The 3,541-nt window shown below is 54.6% G+C and carries 3 protein-coding genes; all 3 read left to right on the forward strand.

All coding sequences use genetic code 11. The features are described 5' to 3' along the window. A partial coding sequence (locus JCM10550_RS21010; RefSeq protein ID WP_157200404.1) for a right-handed parallel beta-helix repeat-containing protein occupies nucleotides 1-2,061 on the forward strand: 2,061 nt, incomplete at its 5' end. Continuing rightward, nucleotides 1,959-3,239: a metallophosphoesterase gene (locus JCM10550_RS23960; protein ID WP_245619423.1), complete on the forward strand. Its 1,281-nt coding sequence runs from the start codon at nucleotides 1,959-1,961 to the stop codon at nucleotides 3,237-3,239. The genes JCM10550_RS21010 and JCM10550_RS23960, both read left to right, overlap by 103 nt. A gap of 63 nt (nucleotides 3,240-3,302) precedes the next feature. Continuing rightward, on the forward strand, nucleotides 3,303-3,541 hold a 239-nt coding region (locus tag JCM10550_RS19390; RefSeq protein WP_157200406.1), incomplete at its 3' end, for a hypothetical protein.

Consider the following 3,541-nt stretch of genomic DNA (forward strand, 5'->3'; position numbering starts at 1 on the left):
CCCCTCTTCAGAGTATTTTTTGACGCAGACCAGACCTCTGGCTGTGCCCCGTTTACGGTTGCGTTTACCCCGGAGACATCCACTGACGCTCCGACCGGGTGGCACTGGGACTTTGGTGACACGGTCACCTCAACCGATCAGAACCCGGTGCATGAGTACACCAAATCCGGCACCTACACGGTCACCCTGACGGTGACGAACGCGGAAGGTTCGGCGTCCTGGACAAAAAAGGATTATATTACTGTGACCAATCAGCCGATCCTGACCACAATCACGGTTCTGCCCTCTGAGGCAAGCCTCGTGAGTGGTACGACCCGGCAGTTTACTGCTCTTGCAAAGGATCAGTATGGGAAGTTGATGGCGGGTGTTCCGGTCACCTGGTCATGTGCCGATACGTCTGTCGGAACCGTGGACGTGAACGGACTTTTCACGGCGCTGGCTGAGGGAACGACTGAAATTTCCGCAACGTCAGGCGGGATATCCGGACAGGCGACCGTGACGGTGGGAGAGGCCCCCCCGCCCGAACCCAAGACTATCTTTGTCGATGCCGGTGGTGCGGGGGATTTCACTTTGATTCAGGAGGCAATCATTGCCGCCAATCCGGGTGACACCGTCATGGTTCGTGAGGGAACCTATACCGAGAATGTCAGGGTTGGCAAGCGTCTCTCTCTTCTGTCAGAAGAGGGAGCGACCGTTGCCGCGGCTGATTCGGGCAGGAGTGCGATTGAGGTGACTGTTGGGAATGTTGTTGTAGACGGTTTTACCGTGACCGGAGCAACCAGTACCGGATCTGCCGGTCTTCTGGTGAATGGGGTGCAACACTGCATCGTCAGCAATATCACATCCACCCGCAATTATATCGGACTTGTTCTGGAGGCTGCCGGGGGGGATAGTGTTCTCCGTGACTGTGCTGCGGATATGAATTCCCTGAATGGTATTCTGGTGAATAACACCAGGGACTCGCTAGTTGATGGCTGTCTCTCATCCGGGAATTCACTCAATGGCATTAAGCTGTGCGGGGGGGCAGAGGATACGACACTTGTGCATTGCACGGCTTCGGATAACACCCAATACAACATTTTTGTGGAAGAATCGTCAGGCTCAGAGATCCGGGCGTCTGAGACGAATGACTGCAAGAAGTACGGAATGTATATCTTCGGTTCTTCCGGGACCACGATAGTGGACTGTGATATTTCCGGGAATGAATATGGCGGAATACAAACGAGAGGTTCTTCTGACTTCAGGATTGAGGGAAACACCATCGTCGATCCCCCCCCAAAAATGGCCGGAAGAGGATCTTACGCCATATTCATACTCGGAGGATTGAATAGCACCATCTCGAATAACACGGTTACTGGTGACTGCCAGTGTTATACTCTCAAAAACTCTGTTATCTCTGGGAATTGTATATCCGGAATGGATCATGGGATTTTCCTGTATGATTCCTCCAATGGCAACCTTGTTTCTGACAACTGGGTGACACAGAGCAAGGTTGGTATAAAAATTCAGTCCAGCACGGAAAACACCGTTGTCAACAACACCTGCCTCCAGTGCACGTCGTGTGGGTTACAGACTGGTTGGGCAAACAAAAACTCCATCTACCTGAACCACCTGGGGGGGACGCACCGGCAAATCAGGCAGGCTGGACAAGCTATAAATCGTCGAACAACACCGCCAACACGCCGGGGGGGCCGGTTGACTATATCTACAATGGCACCCTCCATTACGGCTATCTCGGCAATTACTACTCTGATTACTACACCGGAACCGATGCCGACGGCGACGGGGTCGGCGAGATGGTCTACAATGCCTCTGCAACTGACCATGACTACTATCCTCTGGTTGCATGTCTCAGTGAATACGAAATCCTTCCGCGGGAGCAGATCGTGCATGGACCGTACATCACTAAAACAACAGGAACGGAAGCGACCATCAGCTGGAAGACCGATATACCATCGATCGGACAGGTGGACTACGCCATTGAGGCGGACTATTTCTCCCGTGGCTATGGCCGGAGTGTGTCCAGCGATGAGGTGTCCCTGCTCCATCATGTGCGCCTGACCGGTCTTATGCCCGGAATGACCTACCACTACCAGGTGACGGCCGGGGTGAATGTGACCGGGGATCACAGCTTCAGGACATTCCCCCCCGAGTCGGGTTCCTTTGATTTCATCGTCTATGGCGATTCACAGGAGCAGCTGCCGACCTTTACCCAGCTTGAGCGGCACAAACTTGTTGCCGACAGGATTGCAGAGGAGGAGACGGATGTCACTTTTGTGCTCCATGTGGGCGACACCGTAGGCGACCCGGAAAATCCTGAGGAATGGAACCGGTTCTTTGCAGCCGGAGGGGGGGCGATGCTTGCGAATACGACCATCTATCCCATCACCGGTAATCATGAAGAGATTGATGACGGAGTCACCTACTACGAGGCCTTTGATATGCCTCCGTGGTACTCCTTTGACTGTGGTGATGCACACTTCACGATGCTTGATTCCAGTGATATCTCCGGTTCCCGGATGACTGAGCAGACCGCCTGGCTCAGAAACGATCTTGCATCGAACACCGACCCCCCCTGGAAATTTGCGGCCTTCCACCATCCGCCATACAGTTCCGGCACCCGTCATCCCGGCGGATGGCTGAACTTCCGCGATCTCTGGGGGGGTCCGGTCTTCGAGGAAAATGATGTGAATGCGGTCTTCAATGGCCACGTCCACTCATACCAGCGATATCTGGTCAATGGCATCCAGTACGTAGTGGCAGCAACTGGCGGTGGCCCGATGTACACGCTGACCGAGGAGAAGGCCACCGGCTACCAGAACAGTCTGGAGAATACCCTTGGATATACAAGGGTGCATCTGGATGCAGAGAATGAAACGGTATTGATGGAGTTCATGCCAGTTGCAGAGATTTCCGATGACAACAAGGAGGTGCTCTCAATCTATCCGAGAGGCTCGGTCTTTGAGAGTGTGGTTGTGGAACTATCGCGTACGCCTGATCTCGTGCCGGAAGAATTTATTCTGCCAGCTCAGGTCTTTGCAGGGGAGAACAATACAATCGGTCTGAGTGTTGCCAACCGGGGCAGTGAGGTATCCGATGCCTTTACGCTCTCACTCTCTGCGGAAGGAACGGAGATCGGAGTGACGGAGGTGGGAAGTCTTGAACCCGGTGCTGCAACCGAGGTGAACTTTGTCTGGAGACCTGCGTCTGCGAGCACGTATGAACTGACTGCCTGGTAAGCAGCGGAGGGGAAGAGGATGAGGATAATAATTCCCTCGTAACGTCCGTGACCGTAATCAGGCGTGGGGGGTTCCGATCCCCCCCAAGATGATACGCTTGACCTGAAGTCCGGCTGGAACTTTGTCTCGACTCCGAAGCGGCTTGCTTCCGGCAGTGACACGGCGGCCGTCTTTGCCCCCCCGGCGCCCACGTCCGGCCACTCTGTCCTGACCTATGACGCAGACGGCTGGAGGCACTCGGCTCGGAAGACCGGGTTCAGGTGCTTGACGGTCTCTGGGTCTATTCCGAGACAGATGCATCC

It is taken from the genome of Methanogenium cariaci JCM 10550 (assembly GCF_001315945.1).
In the GTDB taxonomy this organism is placed as follows: domain Archaea; phylum Halobacteriota; class Methanomicrobia; order Methanomicrobiales; family Methanomicrobiaceae; genus Methanogenium; species Methanogenium cariaci.